The sequence below is a fragment of the Kitasatospora sp. HPM-01-4 genome (genome assembly GCF_051374625.1).
Taxonomy (GTDB): domain Bacteria; phylum Actinomycetota; class Actinomycetes; order Streptomycetales; family Streptomycetaceae; genus Kitasatospora.
On record NZ_JBPQGP010000005.1, the window covers coordinates 1,151,676 to 1,172,167 of the forward strand.

Annotated in this window: 17 protein-coding genes; 9 read left to right on the forward strand and 8 right to left on the reverse strand. The window is 72.5% G+C overall.

The genetic code is table 11. The annotated features are described in order from the left end of the window. Nucleotides 1–150: 150 nt before the first annotated feature. The 3 genes from ACSMTC_RS04800 to ACSMTC_RS04810 form a co-directional block, all read right to left on the reverse strand. Entirely contained in the window at nt 151–1,338 is a 1,188-nt protein-coding gene (locus tag ACSMTC_RS04800; RefSeq protein WP_436558383.1) for an XdhC family protein, read from the reverse strand. After that, nucleotides 1,331–2,098 (reverse strand): SRPBCC family protein, encoded by a 768-nt coding sequence (locus tag ACSMTC_RS04805; protein ID WP_436558384.1) that lies wholly within the window; start codon nt 2,096–2,098, stop codon nt 1,331–1,333. The genes ACSMTC_RS04800 and ACSMTC_RS04805 overlap by 8 nt, the downstream gene beginning before the upstream one ends. Before the next feature lie 136 nt (nt 2,099–2,234). After that, a complete protein-coding gene (locus ACSMTC_RS04810) occupies nt 2,235–3,242 on the reverse strand; it encodes a LysR family transcriptional regulator (RefSeq protein WP_436558385.1) in 1,008 nt (335 codons plus the stop codon). Nucleotides 3,243–3,450: 208 nt separating this feature from the next. Here ACSMTC_RS04810 and ACSMTC_RS04815 point away from each other — a divergent pair, with 208 nt between their 5' ends. The 8 genes from ACSMTC_RS04815 (at nt 3,451) to ACSMTC_RS04850 (ending at nt 13,965) form a co-directional block, all read left to right on the forward strand. Beyond that, nucleotides 3,451–4,341, forward strand: a complete 891-nt coding sequence (locus ACSMTC_RS04815; protein ID WP_436558386.1) for an FAD binding domain-containing protein — start codon at nt 3,451–3,453, stop codon at nt 4,339–4,341. An 84-nt stretch (nt 4,342–4,425) separates the two neighbouring features. Continuing rightward, on the forward strand, nt 4,426–4,929 hold the full coding sequence (locus ACSMTC_RS04820) for a (2Fe-2S)-binding protein (protein WP_436558387.1): 504 nt from the start codon (nt 4,426–4,428) through the stop codon (nt 4,927–4,929). Beyond that, nucleotides 4,926–7,331, forward strand: a complete 2,406-nt coding sequence (locus ACSMTC_RS04825) for an aerobic carbon-monoxide dehydrogenase large subunit (RefSeq protein WP_436558388.1) — start codon at nt 4,926–4,928, stop codon at nt 7,329–7,331. The genes ACSMTC_RS04820 and ACSMTC_RS04825 overlap by 4 nt, the downstream gene beginning before the upstream one ends. Further along, nucleotides 7,328–8,455: an XdhC family protein gene (locus tag ACSMTC_RS04830; RefSeq protein ID WP_436558389.1), complete on the forward strand. Its 1,128-nt coding sequence runs from the start codon at nt 7,328–7,330 to the stop codon at nt 8,453–8,455. The genes ACSMTC_RS04825 and ACSMTC_RS04830 overlap by 4 nt, the downstream gene beginning before the upstream one ends. Nucleotides 8,456–8,483: 28 nt before the next feature. Then, nucleotides 8,484–9,419 (forward strand): AAA family ATPase, encoded by a 936-nt coding sequence (locus ACSMTC_RS04835; protein WP_436558390.1) that lies wholly within the window; start codon nt 8,484–8,486, stop codon nt 9,417–9,419. Between the two features lie 3 nt (nt 9,420–9,422). Beyond that, nucleotides 9,423–10,682: a vWA domain-containing protein gene (locus ACSMTC_RS04840; RefSeq protein ID WP_436558391.1), complete on the forward strand. Its 1,260-nt coding sequence runs from the start codon at nt 9,423–9,425 to the stop codon at nt 10,680–10,682. A 147-nt stretch (nt 10,683–10,829) separates the two neighbouring features. Further along, nucleotides 10,830–12,758, forward strand: coding sequence for a DNA/RNA helicase domain-containing protein (locus tag ACSMTC_RS04845; RefSeq protein ID WP_436558392.1), 1,929 nt, complete (start codon nt 10,830–10,832; stop codon nt 12,756–12,758). Between the two features lie 175 nt (nt 12,759–12,933). Then, a complete protein-coding gene (locus ACSMTC_RS04850) occupies nt 12,934–13,965 on the forward strand; it encodes a hypothetical protein (RefSeq protein WP_436558393.1) in 1,032 nt (343 codons plus the stop codon). A 288-nt stretch (nt 13,966–14,253) separates the two neighbouring features. Here the strand turns inward: ACSMTC_RS04850 and ACSMTC_RS04855 are convergent, their stop codons facing one another. Genes ACSMTC_RS04855 through ACSMTC_RS04875 form a run of 5 tightly spaced genes read right to left on the reverse strand, consistent with a single transcriptional unit; the run spans nt 14,254 to nt 18,440 of the window. Beyond that, entirely contained in the window at nt 14,254–14,838 is a 585-nt protein-coding gene (locus tag ACSMTC_RS04855) for a hypothetical protein (RefSeq protein WP_436558394.1), read from the reverse strand. After that, nucleotides 14,835–16,232 carry a hypothetical protein gene (locus tag ACSMTC_RS04860; protein WP_436558395.1) on the reverse strand — a complete coding sequence of 466 codons (1,398 nt, stop codon included), beginning with the start codon at nt 16,230–16,232 and terminating at the stop codon, nt 14,835–14,837. The genes ACSMTC_RS04855 and ACSMTC_RS04860 overlap by 4 nt, the downstream gene beginning before the upstream one ends. Beyond that, nucleotides 16,229–17,038, reverse strand: coding sequence for an ABC transporter ATP-binding protein (locus ACSMTC_RS04865; RefSeq protein ID WP_436558396.1), 810 nt, complete (start codon nt 17,036–17,038; stop codon nt 16,229–16,231). The genes ACSMTC_RS04860 and ACSMTC_RS04865 overlap by 4 nt, the downstream gene beginning before the upstream one ends. Before the next feature lie 32 nt (nt 17,039–17,070). Further along, complete coding sequence (locus tag ACSMTC_RS04870) at nt 17,071–17,883, reverse strand: zf-HC2 domain-containing protein (RefSeq protein ID WP_436558397.1); 813 nt, start codon at nt 17,881–17,883, stop codon at nt 17,071–17,073. Continuing rightward, a complete protein-coding gene (locus ACSMTC_RS04875) occupies nt 17,880–18,440 on the reverse strand; it encodes an RNA polymerase sigma factor (RefSeq protein ID WP_436558398.1) in 561 nt (186 codons plus the stop codon). Before ACSMTC_RS04875 ends, ACSMTC_RS04870 begins: the two co-directional genes overlap by 4 nt. 310 nt (nt 18,441–18,750) lie before the next feature. On the opposite strand from ACSMTC_RS04875, the gene ACSMTC_RS04880 reads away from it, so the two are divergent. Beyond that, entirely contained in the window at nt 18,751–20,364 is a 1,614-nt protein-coding gene (locus ACSMTC_RS04880; protein ID WP_436558399.1) for a peptide chain release factor 3, read from the forward strand. Nucleotides 20,365–20,492: the final 128 nt, after the last annotated feature.

A 20,492-nucleotide genomic window follows, 5' to 3' on the forward strand; every position in this document is an offset into this window, starting at 1 on the left:
GGGAGGCGCTGCAGGAGTTCGGCCCGTACGTCAGCACTGCAGCGCTGGACCGCGATCAGGCCCCGATACCGGGAGTAGCGGCCCCGGCGCGCAGCGCCGGATCGCGAGGCCGTCGGCTGCGGTGCCCCGGCGGTCGGCGGAACCGGTTGTTCAGTCGGCTGCGGCCGGCGCCGGTGGCCGCTCGTCCGACGCCGTGGCGATGTGGATCGGGCCGTCGGTCCGGGTGAGCGGCCGACCGGTGCCGCCCCAGTGGGCGGCGATGATCTCGGCGGCTATGGAGACCGCCGTCTCCTGCGGCGTGCGGGCGCCGAGGTCGAGCCCGGCGGGCGCCGACAACCGGTCCAACTCCCATTCCTCCAGGCCTGCTTCGCGCAGACGGGTGAGCCGCTCGCGGTGGGTGCGGCGCGAGCCGAGCGCGCCGACGTACGCGAGTCGCGGCAGCCGCAGCGCGGTCGTCAGCAGCGGCACGTCGAACTTGTGGTCATGGGTCAGGACGGCCACCACCGTACGGTCGTCGATCCGGCCCGCCGAGGCCTCCTCGGCCAGGTACTCGTGCGGCCAGCGCACCACGACCTCGTCGGCGTGCGGGAAGCGGGAGGCGGTGGCGAACACCGGCCGCGCGTCGCACACCGTGACGCGGTAGCCGAGGAACGCCCCCAACTCGGCGACCGCGGCCGCGAAGTCGATCGCACCGAACACCAGCATGCGCGGCGGCGGGACGAACGACCCCACGAACACGGTCAGTTCGCCGAGCCCGGCGGACTCCTCGCCGTCCAGGCAGCGGCCCACGGTGTCGTAGTGGCGCAGCGCGGTCGTACCGTGATGGAGCAGACCGCGGACGTCGAGGGCCACCGCGCGGTCCAGCCCGGCCGAGCCGAGGGTGCCCAGGACGCGGTCCGGCCGGACGACCAGGTGGCTCCCGAGTGCGCCCGGTCCGTCGTCCGGACCGCTCACCACGGTGGCCACCGCGACGGGCTCACCGGCGTTCAACGACGCGACCACGTCCGGCAGTTCGGGAAAGGTCCGACGGGACACCGGTTCGACGAAGATCTGGATCGTACCGCCGCAGCTCAGCCCCACCTCGAAGGCGTCGTCATCGCTCACCCCGTATGTGCGCAGCACCGGGCGTCCCGAGGCCCGCACCGCCTCGGTCTCCTCGTACACCGCGCCCTCGACGCAGCCGCCCGAGACACTGCCGACCACGGTGCCGGAGGCGGACACCGCCATCGCGGCACCCGGCCGGCGCGGTGCGCTGTGGAACGTGCTGACCACGGTGGCGAGCCCGAAGCTCTCGCCCGCCCGGTACCACGGGTAGACCTCGTCCAGCACGTCACGCACGGTGTCTCCCCGACCGGCACCGGCAGGCCCGCCGCAGTCGGCGTACGACGCCCAGCAGGACCAGTCCGGCGAGGACGGCCGGCACCAGGCGCTTGACCACCGGGCCGCGGGCCACGGCGAGCAGGTCCAGCGGCTCGCTCTCCGGCGGGGTGGCCGGGGCTGCGGAAGGCTCCGCGGCCGGGGTGACCGGGGCCGTCGCCAGGGGTTCGGCGGCCTTCGGCTGCGCGGCGGCGGGCTCCGGTGCGGGTGCGAGTACGGGTGCGGGCGCGGGTGCAGGTGCGGCCGAGGCCGCGGCCGGCTCGCCCCCGGTCTCGCGCTCGGCGGCCAGCCGCTCCTCCAGGCAGGCCACGAACTGGTCCAGCAGCTTCCGGCTGATGTCCGTCATGACGCCCTTGCCGAACTGGGCCACCTTCCCGGTGACGCTGAGCCGGGTCCGCACGGTCACCCGGGTGCCGTCGCCGTCCGGTGCCAGGGCTGCGGTGATGTGCGCGTCGGCGTTGCCCTGGCCGTGTGTGTCGCGTCCGGAGGCCGCCAGCCGCACGGTGCGGTTCGCCTCGTCCAGCTGGTCGAAGGACGCGGTGCCCCGGTACTGGACGGTCACCGCGCCGACCCGCACCTTGACCGTGCCGTGGAACCGGTCGCCGTCGACCTCGGTGAGCTGCGCTCCCGGCATGCACGGGGCGATCCGCTCGACGTCCGTGAGGAGGTCCCAGGCCGCTTCCATCGGCAGGCTCACGCGGAACTCGTTGGTGAACTCCATGTGGTCGAGCCTCCTTGCCCGGACCTGTCCGGTGCCCCGGACGACCGGCCGTCGACGTACGTTCCAACCACTCACGGCGCCCCGGCGATTCCCCGGGGACGGAGCCGCCCCGCAACTCCCCCGGAGCCGTCCCGGGTCAGCTCCACAGACTCACCCGGACGGTCGGCCGGTAGTGGTCGACCGGTACACCCGTGGCCCGGTTGAGCAGGCTCCGCACGGCGGCCGGCGTGGTCACGAACCGGCACAGCGCGGAGGCGGCCGGCGAGCGCCGGTCGCCGTGCAGGGCGACGGCCCGCAGCACTCCGTTGACCGGGGTGCCGGGGACGGCGACCACGGTGAGCGTGCCGTGGCGCAGCTCGTCGCGGATCAGGTGGAGCATCGCCAGGGACAGCCCGTCGCCGGCCCCGGCCGCGCCCAGGGCCGCGCTGGTGCTCGGGAAGACCGACGTGTCGGCGTCGCCGACGCCGTGCCGGGTCAGGAACGCACCGCCGGGCGTGCCGGGGTCGAGCCCGCCCGGGCCGAGCAGCCAGTGCTCCCGGGACAGCCGGCCGATCGGCAGGTGCAGCCGTCCGCCCGGGGCGCGGTCCGGCCGGGCACCGGCGTGGTGCGGCGAGGCGACCACCACGAGCTGGAACCGCAGGAACGGGATGTGCTCAAGGGTGTCCGGCTCAGGCGGTGCGGCGATCGGGCCGGGCTCGGCACCGACCTGGCCGATCGCGACGTCCGCGCGCCGGTCCAGCAGCAGCTCGCCGAGCGCGGTGGACGGCACCGCGAGGGTGGTGGTCTCCACGTCGCCGTACCGCCGGGCGAAGGCCTCCAGCAGCGGCGGGAGGATCTGCTCGGCGGTCGTCTCGGTGGCGGCGACCCGCAGGTAGGACCCGTCCGCACCGGCCTGCCGGACCTGTCGGCGGGTCTCCTCGGCCAGGCCCACGATCTCGGCCGCGCCCGCGGCCAGCCGCCGCCCGCCGGGGGTCAGGGCGATCCCGCCCGCCGCCCGGACGAAGAGCCGGTCACCGAGTTCGCGGCGCAGCACGGCGACCGCGCCCGAGACGGCGGGCTCACTGACGCCGAGCGAGAGGGCCGCGGCCTTGACCGACCCCAGCCGGGCCACCGCGACGAACGCCCTGAGCTGCGTGAGGGTCATCGCCGCCTCCAGCCATCGCGGGCCCCCTGAGGTTCAGCCGTGGACGGCTCTTAACCATTCCCTTCAGTCGCCGTTGACCGGCGCGGCACGCCGGGGTGACAGTGCGCTCGTGCCCCGCTGCGCGGTCGCGCGCTGTCAGGTCCTGGCCGCGGGCGGCCGTCACCAGGGGGCTACGGCACCGGAAGACCGACAGCGTCAGGAGGCCGCCGTGCAGGTTCCCGCGCCATTCGAGTACCGGCGGGCGGAGAGTGTGGACGACGCCCTCGCCCTGCTGGAGCGGTTCGGGGAGGAGGCCAGGGTCATCGCGGGCGGGCACAGCCTGCTGCCGATGATGAAGCTGCGCCTGGCCCGCCCGGGACTCCTGGTCGACATCAACGACCTGCACGAGCTGGACTACGTACGGCAGGAGGGCGGTGAGCTGTGCGTCGGCGCGCTCACCCGCCACCGCGGCCTGCTGGAGTCCGAGCTGGTCGGCCGGCTCCTCCCGATCTTCCATGACGCCGAGCGGGTGATCGCCGACCCGCCGGTGCGCAACCGGGGCACCATCGGCGGCTCGCTCTGCCAGGCCGACCCGGCGGAGGACCTGTCTGCCGTCTGTGCGGCCGTCCGCGCGGTGGCGGTGGTGCTCGGCCGCGACGGGCGGCGCTCGGTGCCGATGGCGGACTTCTACAAGGGCCCGTACGAGACGGACGTGGGGATCGGCGAGATGCTGGTCGAGATCCGCGTGCCGGTCCTGCCGAACGCCGGCAGCGCCTACGAGAAGGTCGAGCGCAAGACCGGGGACTGGGCCATCGCGGCGGCCGGCGCCGCGCTGTCGCTGGCGGACGGCCGGATCGCGACGGCCGGCGTCGGGCTCGCGGCGGTGGGTGTGTCGGCCGTCGGCTACCGGCGCGCCGAGGAGGCCCTGGTCGGCCGCGAGCCGTCCGAGGAGGTGTTCGCCGAGGCCGGCCGGATCGCGGCCGAGGACTGCGACCCGGTGACCGACACCCGCGGCACCGCCGCCTACAAGCGGCACCTGGCCGACGAGCTCACCGTGCGTGCCCTGCGCCGGGCCGCCGAGCGGGCCGGGCGGGCCGTTCAGGCCGCGGGTACGGGCTGAACGGGCCGAACGGACGGAAGGACGGAAGAGACAGAAGGAACGGAAAGGCTGGAAGGGACGTAAGGGACGGAAGGACGGCCCACGATGCAGGTCACCATCAACGTCAACGGCGAGGACCGCACCGCCGAGGTGGAGGCCCGGCACCTGCTGGTCCGCTTCCTGCGCGACGACCTCGGCCTCACCGGCACCCACTGGGGCTGCGACACCAGCAACTGCGGCACCTGCGTGGTGCTGTTCGACGACGAGCCGGTCAAGAGCTGCACGGTGCTGGCGGCCATGGCGGCCGGACACCGGGTGCGCACCGTGGAGAGCCTGGAGACCGCCGACGGCCTCGACCCCGTCCAGCAGGGGTTCATCGAGCAGCACGGGCTGCAGTGCGGCTTCTGCACACCGGGCATGATGCTGACCGCCCGAGCGCTCCTCGACCGCGATCCGGACCCCACCGAGGAGCGGATCCGCGAGGCGATATCGGGCCAACTGTGCCGGTGCACCGGCTACTTGAACATCGTCCGCGCGATTCAGTGGGCCGCGCACCACCCTGCGGCCGCCGCCGGTACCACCGCCGCGAGCACGGGGAGCACGCCATGACCGCCACCGGTGGGACCGGGTCGGCGCCGGTGGACGTCCAGGAGACCGGGTCGGCGCCGGTCCAGGAGCGCCCGATCGGCTACGGGCGGCTCAAGCGCAAGGAGGACCCGCGGTTCGTCCGCGGCAAGGGCCACTACGTGGACGACATCCGGCTGCCCGGCATGCTGCACGGTGCCGTGCTGCGCAGCCCGTTGGCGCACGCCCGGATCGTCTCCGTCGACACCTCCGCGGCCGAGTCGCACCCCAGGGTCCGCGCGGTGATCACCGGCGCCACCCTGGAGGGGCTCGGCCTGGCCTGGATGCCGACCCTGTCGATGGACACCCAGGCGGTGCTGGCCACCGACAAGGTGCGGTTCCAGGGCCAGGAGGTGGCGTTCGTGGTGGCCGACGACCACTACGCGGCCCGCGACGCCATCGAGCTGATCGACGTCGAGTACGAGCCGCTGCCCCCGGTGATCGACGCCCGGCACGCGCTGGACGCCGACGCGCCGGTGATCCGGGACGACCAGGAGGGCCGCGGCGACAACCACATCTTCGACTGGGAGGAAGGCGACGGGGCCGCCACCGACGAGGTGTTCGCCCGCGCCGAGGTGGTCGTCGCCCAGGACATGCTCTACCCGCGGGTGCACCCGGCGCCGCTGGAGACCTGCGGCTGCGTCGCCGACATGGACCCGGTCGACGGCAAGCTCACCCTCTGGTCCACCACCCAGGCGCCGCACGCCCACCGCACCCTGTACGCGATGGTCGCGGGCCTGCCCGAGCACAAGATCCGGGTGGTCTCCCCGGACATCGGCGGCGGCTTCGGCAACAAGGTCGGCATCTACCCGGGCTATGTGTGCGCGGTGGTGGGCTCGATCCTCACCAGGAGGCCGGTCAAGTGGGTGGAGGACCGCTCCGAGAACCTGATGAGCACCTCGTTCGCCCGCGACTACCACATGCACGGCGAGATCGCCGCGACCCGCGAGGGCAGGATCCTCGCCGTCCGGGTCAGGGTGCTCGCCGACCACGGCGCGTTCAACGGCACCGCTCAGCCCACCAAGTACCCGGCCGGGTTCTTCCACGTCTTCACCGGCTCGTACGACATCGAGGCCGCCCACTGCGCCGTCACCGGCGTCTACACCAACAAGGCGCCCGGCGGCGTCGCCTACGCCTGCTCGTTCCGGGTCACCGAGGCGGTGTACCTGATCGAGCGGCTGGTGGACTGCCTGGCCGACGAACTGCACGCCGATCCGGCCGAGTTGAGGATGAAGAACCTGCTGCGACCGGAGCAGTTCCCGTACCGGAGCAGGACCGGCTGGGAGTACGACTCCGGCGACTACCCGGCCACCCTGCGCAAGACGCTCGACCTGGCCGGCTACGACGCGCTCCGCCGTGAGCAGGCCGAGCGGCGCGCTCGCGGCGAACTCATGGGCATCGGGCTGTCGTTCTTCACCGAGACGGTCGGCGCAGGTCCCCGCCGGCACATGGACATCCTCGGCCTCGGCATGGCCGACGGCTGCGAGCTGCGGGTGCACCCGACCGGCAAGGCCGTGCTGCGGCTCAGCGTGCAGACCCAGGGCCAGGGCCACGAGACCACCTTCGCCCAGATCGTCGCCGAGGAACTGGGCATCCCGCCGGAGGACATCGAGGTGGTGCACGGGGACACCGACCAGACGCCGTTCGGCCTCGGCACCTACGGCAGCCGCTCGACTCCGGTCTCCGGCGCCGCGGCGGCCGTGGTGGCCCGCAAGGTCCGCGACAAGGCGCGGACCATCGCCGGGGCCATGATGGAGGTGTCCGTCGACGACCTGGAGTGGGAGAAGGGCCGCTGGTTCGTCAAGGGCGACCCCACCGCCTCGAAGACCATCCAGGAGATCGCACTCGCCGCGCACGGCGTGCTGGAGCTGCCCGAGGGCGTGGAGGGCCATCTGGAGGCCACCACGGTCTACAACCCGCCCAACCTCACCTTCCCGTACGGCGCCTACCTGTGCGTGGTGGACGTCGACCCCGGCACCGGCGTGGTGAGGGTGCGCCGCTTCGTCGCGGTCGACGACTGCGGCACCCGGATCAACCCGATGATCATCGAGGGCCAGGTGATGGGCGGCCTCGCCGACGGCGTCGGCATGGCGCTCAGCCAGATCATCTCCTTCGACGAGGAGGGCAACTGCCTGTCCGGATCCTTCATGGACTATCTGCTGCCCACCGCGATGGAGGTGCCCGCCTGGGAGCTGGGCCACACCGTGACACCGTCCCCGCACCACCCGATCGGGGCCAAGGGCATCGGCGAGTCCGCGACGGTCGGCTCGCCCGCGGCGATCGTCAACGCGGTGATGGACGCCATCGGCGTCCGGCACGCCGACATGCCGCTGACCCCCGGGCGGGTGTGGCTGGCGATGCACGGGGGCGTGGAGGCACCGCAGTGAACTCGAAGGCAGCACTGGAGCGACGGATGGCGGAGCTGAGCAACCGTCAGATTCCTTACGTCAAGGCCACGGTGGTGCGTGCGCTGCACCCGACCAGCGCGCGGCCGGGTGACACCGCGCTGGTACTGGAGGACGGCCGGATCGAGGGCTTCGTCGGCGGGGTCTGCGCCGAGGCGACCGTCCGGGTGCAGGCGCTGCGGCTGCTGCGCGGTGGCGAGCCGCTGCTGCTGCGGATCTCCCCCGGCGCTTCCCCGGCACCGCGGGACGGCGGCGTACCGCGGGACGAGGGCGAGACGCGGGACGAGGGCGAGACGCGTGAGTCGGGTGAGGCGGGCACCCTGCGGGTCGCCAACCCCTGCCTGTCCGGCGGCGAGTTGGAGATCTTCCTGGAGCCGCTGCGCCCCGCCCCGGTGGTGCTGGTGCTCGGTGACACCCCGATCGGCCGGAGCCTGGTCGCGCTCGGTGCCGGGCTCGAGTACGACGTCCGGCCGGTCGCCGCGGACGTCACCGCGGAGGAACTCGCCGGCGTGGCGGCCGTCATGGTCGCCTCCCACGGACGGGAGGAGGAGGGGCTGCTGATCCGCGCCGCGCGGGCCGGGGTGCCCTACGTCGCGCTGGTCGCCAGCCGCCGGCGCGGCGCCGCCGTACTCGACGGCCTCGACCTCGACCCCGGGCGGCGGGCCCGGATCCACACACCGGCCGGGCTGTGGATCGGCGCCCGCACACCCGGGGAGATCGCCGTGTCGATCCTGGCCGAACTGGTGGCCTCGCGGCACGCCCTGTCGGTGCACACCGAGGAGATTCCGATCGAGGAGATGCCGGCCGAGGAGGCGCCCGCCGGGCCCGTGCCGCCGCCCGCCGAACCACTCACCGCGCACGACCCGGTCTGCGGCATGACCGTCGCCGTCTCCGCCGACGCCCCGTCCTCGAACGCCCGCGGGCACCGGCACTGGTTCTGCTCGACCGGCTGCCGCGACCGCTTCGAGGCCCGGACCACGCAGCCCGCGGCCGAGACCGCCCGGACACCGGCCGCGACCACCCGACCCCCGGCCGAGACCGCCCGGACACCGACCGCAACCACCCGGTCCCCGGCCGAGCCCGCCCGGCCCGCGGAAAACCCATGACCGAGACCACCCGACCCCCGGAGGTGCCGTGACCGAGGCCGTCCCGCCCGGACCGGCCGAGTCGGCCCGGGCGGCCGTCGCGCGGGCCGTACCGGACCCGCAGACCCTGCGCGCCTCGCTGGACCGCCTCGACTACCTCGCCGACCCGGGCCTGACCACCGCGCTCTACCTCGCGCTGCGCCTGCCCCAGCCGCTGCTGCTGGAGGGCGAGCCCGGCGTCGGAAAGACCGAGGCCGCCCGTGCCGTGGCCGGCGTTCTCGGCAGCCCGCTGATCCGGCTGCAGTGCTACGACGGACTCGACGCCGCCGAGGCCCTGTACGAGTGGAACTACCCGCGCCAGCTGCTCAGCATCCGGCTCGCCGAGAGCCGGGGCGTGACACTCGCCGAGACGGACCTCTTCTCCGACGCCTTCCTGCTGCGCCGGCCCGTGCTCGCCGCGCTGACCCACCCGGGCCCCACGCCCGCGGTACTGCTGATCGACGAAATCGACCGCGCCGACGACGACTTCGAGGCCTTCCTGCTCGAGGTACTGGCCGAGGCCAGCGTCACCATCCCGGAACTGGGCACCGTACGCGCCACCGTCGCACCGGTCGTCGTGCTCACCTCCAACCGCACCCGCGACCTGCACGACGCCCTCAAGCGGCGCTGCCTCTACCACTGGATCGACTACCCCGACACCGAACGGGTCGTCGAGATCGTGCGCCGCCGCGCCCCCGGCACCACACCCTCGCTCGCGGCCGATGTGGCGGCCGCCGTACGGCGGATGCGGACCCTGGAGGTCCAGAAACCACCCGGCATCGCCGAGAGCATCGACTGGGTCTGCGCGCTCACCCTGCTCGGCGTGGAGCGGCTCGACGCCGACGCCGCCGACCGGACCCTGGGCGTCCTCGTCAAGTACCGGGAGGACCTCGGCCTGGTACGCGAGCGCGGACTCGCCTGGCTGGTCGGCACCCCCGGGAGCTGAGCCGTGACGACCGCTCAGCCCTCCTGGCCCCCGGTCTTCGACCGGCCCGCCTTCGCCGCCCGCCTCGGTGCCGCGCTGCACCGAGCGGGAGTCCCGGTCACTCCCGAGCGCTCGGCCCGCTTCCTGGACGTACTGCGCCTGCTGCCGCCCGTGGACCTGCCCGCGCTGTACTGGGCGGCCCGGCTGGCCTTCGTCACGGCCCAGGAGCAGATCGAGCCGTTCAACCGGGTCTTCGCCGGGCTCTTCGGCGGGCAGGCGGACCCGGCCGATGCCCGGGGATCGCCCGGCAACCCCCCGCTGCCCGGCCTCCGCCCAGGACCGGGTGCACCGCCGGCCTCCTCCCCCGCGCCACCACGCCCCTCGGCCGGTCCCCTGCCGTACGGCCCACTCCACCGGGACGCCACCGGCCCCGCCCGCGAGCGGCCCAAGGACACCGGCCCGGAGCGACTGACCGGCAGCACCGCCGAGGTTTTCGCGCAGGCCGACTTCGGCACCTTCGGACCGGGTGAACTGGCCGAGCTGGACCGCCTGTCGGACAGCCTCGCGATCAGCGTCCCGCTGCGCCGCACCCGCCGCCGCCAGGCCGACCCGCAGGGCCGCCACATCGACCTGCGCAGGAGCCTGCGGCGCAGCCTGCGCACCGGCGGGGAGACCGTCCGGCTGGCCCGCTCGCACGGCAGGCTGCGCCACCGGCCCCTGGTGCTGCTGTGCGACATCTCGGGCTCCATGGAGCCGTACACCCGCGTCTACGTGCGCTTCTTCTCCCGGCTCTGCTCGCGGGCCCGGTCGGGAGCGCCCACGGAGATCTTCGTCTTCGCCACCCGTCTCACCCGCCTGACACCCGCGCTGCGGCACACGACTCCGGACGCCGCACTGCGCCGGGCGAGCCGGGCCGCCCCCGACTGGTCGGGCGGCACCCTGATCGGGCGGGCCCTCGCGGAGTTCACCGACCGCTACGGTCGGCGCGGCATGGCCCGGGGAGCGGTGGTAGTGATCTTCTCCGACGGCTGGGAGGCCGAGGACCCGTCTGCCGTCGGCCGGGAGACGGCCCGCCTCAGCCGGCTCGCACACCGCCTCATCTGGGTCAACCCCCGCAAGGCGGCCCCGGGTTACACCCCGCTCGCCGCCGGGATCGCGGCCGCACTGCCCCACTGCGACGCCTTCCTGAGCGGCCACAGCCTCAAGGCGCTGGCCGAACTCTCCGACACCATCGCCGGCCGGGGGCCGTCAGCGGCGAGGGCAACCGCGCGAGAACGGGGGTGAGCCGCTTCCGGGCTCGCTGGGGTCACTCGGCTCGCGGGCTGCGGCCGGGCCTGCGCGGGACATCCCCGCGCTTGGGAGGGGCTCCTGCGGATCTCGCTGTGCCCGCGGGCCTGGACGTGGGCGCGAGGGCTGATATAGATCGGTGTCATGCATCTGTTCGGGGGGACGGTCGCCGAGACCGCGAAGGAAGTCACACGGCCGGAGTTCTTCGCCAGGTGCGAGCAGCGCTTCCTGAGCGCTTTCGGCTCGCCGCCCAGCCCTCAGGAGGTGCGCAGTTGGCGGCGCAGCTGGCCGGTACTCATGGATATTCTTCTCGCGGCGGAACTCGGTGGCCTGCGAATCCTGTTGGAGTACGCGCTGCCCGCAACCGGCGAGCGGGTGGACGCCCTCCTCGTAGGTGAGGGCACGGACGGCGTGCTCGATCTGGTGGCCGTCGAGCTGAAGCAGTGGACCCGGCTGAAGACCGTTCCGCAGCTGCCGGGTCTCGTGCGGGTCGGTGAGCGGGTCGTCCAGCATCCGGCCCGTCAGGTCGGCGGTTACGCGAGCTACCTGGAGGACTGGATCGCCCAGGACCGCATCCGGATGCGCGTGCAGGGCATCGCGGTGCTGCACGACGCTCCTTCGGACCGCATCGCCGAGCTCCGTAGGCTCTCGGCCGGCGGGCCCTCCGAACGGTTCCCCGTACTCGGGCACGACGACTTGGCCACCACACGGCCGCCACGTGACCTCGCCCGGGTTCTCGGCTGCGCCGATGTGTGGCCACCGTCGGAGACGAACGTCCAGTTCCTGCTGGAGTCCGAGCACCGCCCCTCGCCGGGGCTGCTGGCCCGGGCGGGCAAAGTCATCGAGGGGCACGACGCGTTCCGGCTCATCGGTGCCCAGGACGTCGCCCGGCAGGATGTCCTGCACGCTGTGGCCGCGGCACAGCGACGGCGACGGACGGGGAGTGTCGTCGTCGTGACCGGTGGCCCGGGCACTGGGAAGACCGTCGTGGCCTGTCGGCTTCTGGGCGATCTGTGTGGTCGTCAGGACACGAACCTGCGGCTGCTCTCTCCTTCCGGGACCCTCACCAGGCAGCTGAAGCGCACCGTCGGCGAGAGCTCACGCGGACTGATCGCAACCTTCGCGGGCAAGCTGCCGAACGGACTCGGCGCCGACAGCGTCATCCTCGTCGACGAGGCCCACCGCGCCCGCACCGGCCTGGCCGAACAGCGCACAGGCTTTCCGATCGTTCTCGGGAAGCTGATCGAGAAGGCGGCCGTGACCGTCCTCTTCCTCGATGAACGACAGATCATCCGTCCCACGGAAGGCGTCACGGTCAACGAGGTCAGACAGTATGCGAGCAGCCGTGGCCTGGACTTCTCGCTCATCGAGCTCCGAACTCAGTTCCGTTGCAACGGCTCCCAGGCGTACCACCACTGGATCGACAAGCTCCTCGCTCCCGAGGGCCCGGCTCCGGTGTGGCAGGGCAGCGACTACGACCTCGCGCTCGCCGACAACCCCGACCAGTTCACGCGCTGGGTCGACACCCACGTTGCCGCAGGCGACACCGCCCGGGTCACGGCCGGGTTCTGCTGGCCGTGGGACTCACCCTCGACACCGCCTCTGGTGCCGGAGGTCGAGATCCCATGGAACGGGCCGCAGGGCCCGGTCAACTGGGCCCGCCCCTGGAACTTCCGCGAGGACGACGCGGCCTTCGACGCGCCGGACATACCCGGACGTCCCTTCTGGGCCACCGATCCCGGCGGCCACAACCAGGTCGGCTGCGTCTACACCGCTCAGGGTCTGGAGTACACGCACAACGTGGTCATCATCGGGGACGACCTCGTCCGTCGCGGCGACCGCTGGGTCGCACAGCCCCGGAAGAGCCACGACACCCAGCTCAACTGGCTGTCGCCCGAGCGTTACCTCCCCTATGCACTCAACACCTACCGTGTGCTCGCCACCCGCGGGACGGTCGCGACCCGGCTCTACTCCACCGACTCCCTGACCCAGGCCTACCTGCAGACACTTCTCCCTCCACACCAGTTGTCCGCCCCATCGGAGGACGACGTCGAGTCCCTGGCTCGAGACTGAAGTGGGTTGTCACACCTGGTGGATTCGGCTGACGGACGTCACTGTCCCAAAGCCTCCGCCTCGTTCACCGCGACTTCCACGATCTTGGCCAACCACGATCCAACCGGGGGCGTGACCGCGCCGACGCGATGGTCTACCCTCGACTCTTTCTCAACTTCCCTGGGGGGACTACCGCATGACCGTCGTCGTCGCCATCCAGCCCTCGTACGGCAACGCCGCCGCACGCCGGCACTGGAAGGACACCCTGGACAAGGAGGTCTCCTTCAACGAGCCGCCGCACGCCGGCGCACTGACACCCGACCAGCAGGCTGCCCTGTTGAAGACCCACCCGACCGGAAGGGCCCGGTTCTGGGGAGCCACGAAGGCACAGGACAAGAACATGCAGCGCCTGCGCACGGGTGACGTGGTCCTGTTCACCGGGCGCAACCAGGTTCGGGGAGTCGGCGAGGTCGGAGTAACCTTCAGGAACCCGGCCTTCGCCGACACCATGTGGTCGCACGACCCGAAGAACGGCAGCTGGCACAACGTGTACAGCCTCACCTCCTTTCAGCCCACCCAGATTCCCTACACGGAGATCTGGTCCCTCCCCAGCTTCAACGCCAACGACAACTTCATGGGCCTGCGCATACTCGAAGGCGCCAAGGCCGAGGAGATCCTTCAAGGACTCGGCATAGAGACCAGTACCGACGCCCTCGAGCTGTCCGCTCTGGAATCAGCCGTCACGGCCGCACTCGTCGGCGGCACCCAGATCGTCGCCGTCGAGAGCCTGCACACCCACGCGACGACGTACCGACGCGACGCCGGACCGGTACTCGTCCACCGCGCGGAAGCCCTGCTCGTAAGCGAGTACACCTCGAGCATCGGCGGCCCCGACGTGCAAGTCCAGCGTCTGCGAACGCCGGCCGGCATCACGGACCTCCACATCACCGGTCCGGACGGGACCGAGATCGTCGAGGCCAAGCGAAGCGCCGACCACCGCTTCGTCCGCGAGGCACTCGCCCAACTCCTCGACTACGCCCCCCACAGCCCCGAACCGGCGGACCGCCTCACCGGCCTGTTCCCCAGCCGCCCCGCCGAGCAGGAAGTCGCGCTGCTCCACCGGTACGGCATCGACTGCGTCTTCCGCACCACCCCGGGCACCTTCGAACGCTCCGCCGCCCCCGCAGACGCCCGCAGCCACATGCGCAAGGCCTGGTCCGAGGCGTAGGAACTCTGCGAGGGCTCCCCTTGAGCAGCGTCAGGCGAACAAGAAGTGCCGGCTCCGGGTGCTGACGACATCCCAGGCCCGGCATCGGCCAGGCGCCACCTGTCAAGCCGTCCGTCAAGTCACTGCGCGGGTGCCGGGGAGGAGAAAGCCTCCTCCTGTTTCCCGGCACCCGCGAGGTTCGACCAGCCGCAGGGCGCCCCGCGCTCCGCTCCCCGGCGAGTTGGTGGGGGTCCGAGCCCGACGGCAGGTCGTAGCGAGTCGGTCGGGGCGCAGAGTGGGGCGTGCCCGTTACCTTCTCGGTCCGGCTAAGGCGTACACCACGGTGCCGGTCGCCAACAGGGCCACCGCGGTCCAGGTGGACGCCTCCGTGCCGGGGGGAAAGGTCATCCAGCCGACCGCCTTCCCCACGGTGTGGGGCGGCAGCGGTGGGACGAGGACGGCGAACGCGAGCCAGGCGGTCGGCAGGGTCCAGGCGAGGTGTGCCCCGCACAGCACCGCCCCGAGCGCGGCCAGGCCGGCCAGGCCCGCGCTGTCCCGGACGACGACCTCGGTGGGGGCGAACTTCGGCCCCACCGCCTGGATCGCCAGCAGCGCCGCACCGGCGACCGCGCCGATCAGCAGCGTGTGCGCCGCCCGGCGGGGCGCCCACCGGATCGCGGCCGTCCGGTCCAGCGCGAGGTCCTGCCCGCCGAGCCCGACGGAGCCGGCCGCCACGTTCGCGGCGAGAACGAAGAACGCGGTCACGTCGATCGCATCCATCGCCCCCGTGCCGTCGCCCTGGTCGAAGGCCCACGCCGCCAGTGCGATGAGCGTGAGGGCGGCGGCCGAGGTGGGCACCTGCCGTGAACGCGCGTACAGCACCAGCCACCTCATCGCGACGCACCCCCCGCCGGTACCCCGCCCAGGCGCGCCGTGCAGGAGAGGGAGGCGGTGCGCAACTCGGCGATCCACGCGCGCTGCTCGGCCGGCGCCAGCCCCTTCAGCTTCTGCCAGGCGGTGTCGGCGTCCGCCCAGGTCTTGCGCGAGTACTGGTCGGTGCCCTTCTCCTCCATCGGTCGGAGGGCGGGGTCACCGAGAGCCCAGCTCACGGCGATGCTCTGAAGGGCGACGTCGTCCTGTCCCCCGCCCTCCCGGGTGGTGCGTCCATGGCAGCTCGGTGCCAGGCCCTGGGCGACCAGCGCGCGGGTCAGGTCCTTGCCCGTGGCACCGGTGAACAGCTGTTCGTCGAAGTCGACAAGCACCACGTCGCCGGAGAGTGGGCGGGGGTCGCCGAGCGCGCGCAGCGTGGTGTCCTCCCGTACCGAGGTCGGCGCCTTGTCGCCCAGGACGTCGTGCAGCACGCTCAGCGCCTCCTTGCCGCGCGGCGCGAGCTCGGCCAGGTGTGACCGGCTCGCCTGCGTCACGCACACCGGCCCGTCGCACACCAGGGTCGCGGCGGCCTTGTCGACGACGTAGGTGTCGCGCGCAGCGGCCGGGAGGATCAGCAGGGCCAGGGCCGCGCCGGCCAGGACGGGAGTCACCGCGAGCAGCCGGGCCCGGCGGGTCGCGGCCGCCAGCAGCGCGAAGCCGGTGGCGAGCAGGCCGAGCAGCCAGATCGTCTGGCCGAGGTGCACGGAGCCGGCCAGGGTCAGCAGCATCTGCCGCGGCTCCGCGGCCGCCGGGGACAGCAGGGCGAGCCGGTTCGACACCCTGGCCGACGGCACTTCCCCTTCGATGCCCACGCGCAGGAGCAGGCCCGTCATCACGAGGAAGACCACCACCAGGGCCGGCGGGGTGAGAACGGAGGGCAGCGCTCGCGCGACCCCCATGCCGAACACGGCGGCCGCGACCAGGCCCAGGACCGCCACCAGCGAGATCGGCAGCCAGCCGAGGGCCGTGTAGGTGGTCGGACCGAGCGCCACCTGGACTCCGCCCACAAGGAGGAGGAGGCCGAAGCCCGCCGCCAGCGCGAGCGCGATCGCACCGGTGGGCATCGCCGCACGGCGCCAGGCCGGCAGCGGCGTGGTCGCCAGCAGTTCGGCCATCCGCGAGCGGGGTTCACGCAGCCCGTACACCGCCCCGATGCCGACCACGAACGGCAACCAGAAGGCCAGCAGGTACCGGGTCCACATGGCCATGGTGGTCCACTGGGCCGTCCACCCCGCGGTGCCCCGCCACCAGATTCCGTCGAACAGGTAGAAGATCGCCAGGCTGCCGGCCAGGACGACGGCTCCGGCCCACGGCGCGGCGGAGCGCTTCAGCTCAGTGCGCAGGACACGCATGCTCACCAGGTGCCTCCCTGCCGCCCGGAGCTCTGGAGCAGCGCCGAGTAGCCGCGCTCCAGGGGGCTGTCGCCCGGGTACTCGGTGCTGCCCTCCGCGGCCAGGTCCTCCGGCGTGCCCTGGAAGACGAGGCGGCCGTCGGCGAAGAGCACCACGTCGGAGCAGGCTGCCGCGACGTCCTCGACCAGGTGGGTGGAGACGACCACGCAGGTGTCGCGGCCCAGTTCCTGCAGCAGCTCCCGGAAGCGCAGCCGCTGCGCCGGGTCCAGGCCGGCCGTCGGCTCGTCCAGCAGCAGCACCGCGGGGTCGTTGACGATGGCCTGGGCGATGCCGGCCCGCCGCACCATGCCGCCGGACAGGGTCTTCATCCGGTGGTCGGCACGGTCCGCCAGGCCCACCCGTTCCACGGCCCGCTGGACGGCCGCGGGGATCTCCGTCTTCGGGACCTCCTTCAACCAGGCCATGTACTCGACGAACTCACGCACCGTGAAGCGCTTGTAGTAGCCGAAGTCCTGCGGCAGGTAGCCGATCCGGCGACGCAGGGCCCGGTGGTCGCCCAGCCCTCCCACGGAGGTGCCGAGCAGCTCCAGTTCGCCCCCGGCGGGGCGCAGCACGGTGGCCAGCGCCCGGATCAGGGTGGTCTTTCCCGCTCCGTTGGGCCCCAGGAGGCCGTGGGCGCCGATGCCCAGGGAGAGGTCGAGCCCGTCGACGGCCATCTTCTTCCGTCCGACGCGTACTCTCAGGCCGCTGGCCCGGATCTCCCAGGCGTAGGTCTTCGGCGCGGTGTCGGCCGCGCTCGTCACGGGTGTCATGCGGTGGTTCCTTCCGAGGGTCGACGATGGTTTCACAGCGTTGAGTACGCGTTTCTACGGACGATCACGGCGCCGATGCCGAGCGCGAGAAGCACTCCCCACAGGGGCAGTTGGTCCGGCTGCAGGGCGATGGGGACGCGGCTGGTGACCCATGCGGGTGCCGCGATGACGACGGCCCAGGTGGCCAGCAGCGCGGCGGTCGCGCGGGTCACGCCGATCACGCTGCCCAGCGCCAGGGCGGTGGAGGTGAAGGCCAGGGAGGGCAGCAGCCACTGCGCGGCCGTCATGGCTCCGGTCAGCCATCCCTCCACCAGGAGCAGGGGCAGGACCACGGCGAGTGCCGTTGTGGTGCGCCTGAGGAGCAGGGGCAGACCGGCCCGGGCGGTCGAGGCCGTCAGTTCGTGCGCCGGGTCCAGGCCGCGCGACCACGATGCGGCGACACCGCACAGCGGCAGCACGGGCGCGATCAGCAACACGGGCGAGGCGCCACCGAAGACCGGCGGTCCGGCCGCGTCCAGCAGCAGCGCCATCAGGGTGACAGCGACGGTCATGGCGAGCCACGGGGCCATGACCGGTGTCACCCAGGCCGACACCCACCTCGGACGGTATCGCCGCGAGGGCGTCCTGACGGCCGCGTCCAGATGCGGTTCCAGACCGGCCCGGACGGTGTCGAGGAGCGTGGCGATGCCGGGCGCCCCGGCGGCCACGGACTCCGACAGACGGCTCCGGCACATCGCGCACGTCTCCAGATGGGCCTCCAGCGCCCATACCGTGTCCGCGGCCATCTCCGTGTCACCACGTGCATAGTCGTCGATCAACCGCATCGACGCATGTTCCGCGCTCATGCCAGCGCCTCCCGCATCGCGATCCGGGCCCGGCGGGCGCGGGTCTTGACCGTGCCTTCGGGCAGTCTGAGCAGGATGGCGGTCTCCCGGACGGAGAAACCGTCGAGCACCGTGGCCTGCAGTACCTGTCGCAGTTCCGGCGCCAGTCGCCGCAGGGCGTCGCCGACATCGCCGCCGACGGTCCCGGCCAGCGCCTCGTCCTCCGCCGCGGGCACCACCGCCAACTCGGCGGCGGCGACCGGCGGTTCGGCGTGGTGGGCTCGGCGCCGGAACGCGTCGACGAGGCGGCGGGCCGCGATCGTCCACAGCCACCCGACGGCCGTCCCACCGACCGCGCTCCCGGCGAACGCGCCGGCCGCGCGCCACACCGCCAGATAGGTCTCCTGCATGACCTCGGCGACGATCTGCTCGTCCGCGCAGCGACGGCGCAGCCGCACCGCCAGCCACGGCGACGTGCGCCGGTACAACTCGTCGAACGCCCCGCGGTCACCTCTGGCCACCAGCCGGAGGAGGCGTTCCTCGTCCAGCTCGTCCAGTGCTCTCCTGCGTGATCTCACACCAGCCAGACGCCCGATGCGGCGCACAGGTTCTACATCTGCCGTGACCTGCGTCACAGTTCCGCGCGAAGGTCGAAGCCCCCTCCGAAACCCGGCGGCCGGCTTCGACCCGGTTCGGCAGCCGGTGGGAGCAGGTCCGGCCGGACACGTGCCGCACTTTCCACCGGGACCATCGTCGTGGCCGGCCCGGGCCCCTTGGGGCAGACGCCGTCGGACTGGCTAGAATCGCTGGTCGGCCTGTGGAATCAAGGCTCGGCCCAGCAGGTACGGGAGGTCACCGGCCTGACACCTCCCCGTACCCGAGGAACACATGAGCAGCGAACAGTCCCTTTCCGTCCTTGATGTCCTCAACGAGGCCGGCCGCCGCCGGACCTTCGCCGTGATCAGCCACCCGGACGCCGGCAAGTCCACCCTTACGGAAGCCCTGGCCCTGCACGCGCGAGCGATCACCTCGGCCGGTGCGGTCCACGCCAAGGGCGGGCGGCGCGGCGTGACCAGCGACTGGATGGAGCTGGAACGCGAGCGCGGTATCTCGGTGACCTCGGCCGCCCTCCAGTTCGACCACCGCGGCCATGTGATGAACCTGGTCGACACCCCCGGTCACGCCGACTTCTCCGAGGACACCTACCGGGTGCTGGCGGCCGTCGACTGCGCGATCATGCTCGTCGACGCAGCCAAGGGCCTGGAGGAGCAGACCCGCAAGCTCTTCGCTGTCTGCCGCCACCGCGGCGTCCCGGTGATCACCTTCATCAACAAGTGGGACCGCCGCGGCCGCGACGCGCTCACCCTGCTCGAGGACATCGAGACCCACCTGGGTATCACCCCGGTGCCGGTGGTCTGGCCGGTCGGACACGCAGGCAACCTGCGCGGCCTGGTCGAGGCCGAGAACACCGAGCAGATGCTCCGCTACACCAAGGTGCCCGCGGGCACGCACGCCGCCATCGAGGAGAGGCTCACCGCCGAGCAGGCCGCCGAGCAGGAGGGCGAGGCGTGGGAGACCGCGCTGGAGGAGCTGGAGCTGGTGCTCTCCTCCGGTCCCGGCTACGACCAGCAGGCATTCGAGGAGGGCAGGATCAGCCCGGTCTTCTTCGGTGCGGCGCTGACCAACATCGGTGTGAAGCTGCTCCTGGACGCCGTAGTCGACCTGGCCCCGTCGCCTGGGCCGCGTCCGCTTGCCAATGGTGGCAGCCGCGAGGTGGGCGAGGAGTTCTCCGGCCTGGTGTTCAAGATCCAGGCGAACATGGACCCGGCACACCGCGACCGGATCGCGTTCGTCCGGATCTGCTCCGGCGTTTTCGAGCGCGGCATGAACGTGACCCGAGCGGCCAGCGGTCGCTCCCTGACCACCAAGTACGCGCACACCGTCTTCGGTGCCGAGCGCACGGTCGTCGACAAGGCGTACCCCGGCGACGTGGTCGGTCTGATCAACGCGAGTGCGCTGCGGGTCGGCGACACCCTGTACACGGGCAGGAAGGCGGAGTTCCCCGGGCTGCCGGCCTTCGCCCCCGAGTACTTCGCGGTGGCCCGTCCCAAGGACATCAGCCGCTCCAAGCAGTTCCGCAGAGGCGTCTCGCAGCTGGACGAGGAGGGCGTCGTCCAGGTGTTGGTCTCCGACCGGCGTGGTGACCAGGCGCCGGTGATGGCGGCGGTCGGCCCGATGCAGTTCGACGTCGTTCTGCACAGGATGGAGCACGAGTTCTCCTCCCCGATCACCCTCGACCACCTCCCGTACCGTCTGGCCCGCGTCACCGACGCCGTCGGCGCCGACGTCCTGGCCAAGGACCGTCTCACCAACGCCGAGGTCCTCACCCGCCGCTCGGACGACGTTCTGCTGGCCGTCTTCGCCGACAAGTGGCACCTGAACTCCTTCCAGCGTGCCAAGCCGGACATCCTGCTCGAGCCACTGATCGCCACCGCGGACTGACCTCAACCGTTCCCGCCCGCTCGCGCGTCGTCGGGCTGACTCGGCGTCATCACGAAGCCTTCGTCACCACGGCTTCCCGCCGAGCGAGCCCGTGCGTGCTGCCGGTCCGCTGTCCGGCTGAGCTTGCT

What these genes read in the sequence shown, in the direction of transcription:
- ACSMTC_RS04845 (WP_436558392.1), top strand. Translation starts at nt 10,830, where the DNA reads ATGCATCTGTTCGGGGGGACGGTCGCCGAGACCGCGAAGGAAGTCACA.
- ACSMTC_RS04805 (WP_436558384.1), bottom strand. Translation starts at nt 2,098, where the DNA reads ATGGAGTTCACCAACGAGTTCCGCGTGAGCCTGCCGATGGAAGCGGCC.
- ACSMTC_RS04820 (WP_436558387.1), top strand. Translation starts at nt 4,426, where the DNA reads ATGCAGGTCACCATCAACGTCAACGGCGAGGACCGCACCGCCGAGGTG.
- ACSMTC_RS04855 (WP_436558394.1), bottom strand. Translation starts at nt 14,838, where the DNA reads ATGAGGTGGCTGGTGCTGTACGCGCGTTCACGGCAGGTGCCCACCTCG.
- ACSMTC_RS04870 (WP_436558397.1), bottom strand. Translation starts at nt 17,883, where the DNA reads ATGAGCGCGGAACATGCGTCGATGCGGTTGATCGACGACTATGCACGT.
- ACSMTC_RS04880 (WP_436558399.1), top strand. Translation starts at nt 18,751, where the DNA reads ATGAGCAGCGAACAGTCCCTTTCCGTCCTTGATGTCCTCAACGAGGCC.
- ACSMTC_RS04825 (WP_436558388.1), top strand. Translation starts at nt 4,926, where the DNA reads ATGACCGCCACCGGTGGGACCGGGTCGGCGCCGGTGGACGTCCAGGAG.
- ACSMTC_RS04865 (WP_436558396.1), bottom strand. Translation starts at nt 17,038, where the DNA reads ATGACACCCGTGACGAGCGCGGCCGACACCGCGCCGAAGACCTACGCC.
- ACSMTC_RS04810 (WP_436558385.1), bottom strand. Translation starts at nt 3,242, where the DNA reads ATGACCCTCACGCAGCTCAGGGCGTTCGTCGCGGTGGCCCGGCTGGGG.
- ACSMTC_RS04850 (WP_436558393.1), top strand. Translation starts at nt 12,934, where the DNA reads ATGACCGTCGTCGTCGCCATCCAGCCCTCGTACGGCAACGCCGCCGCA.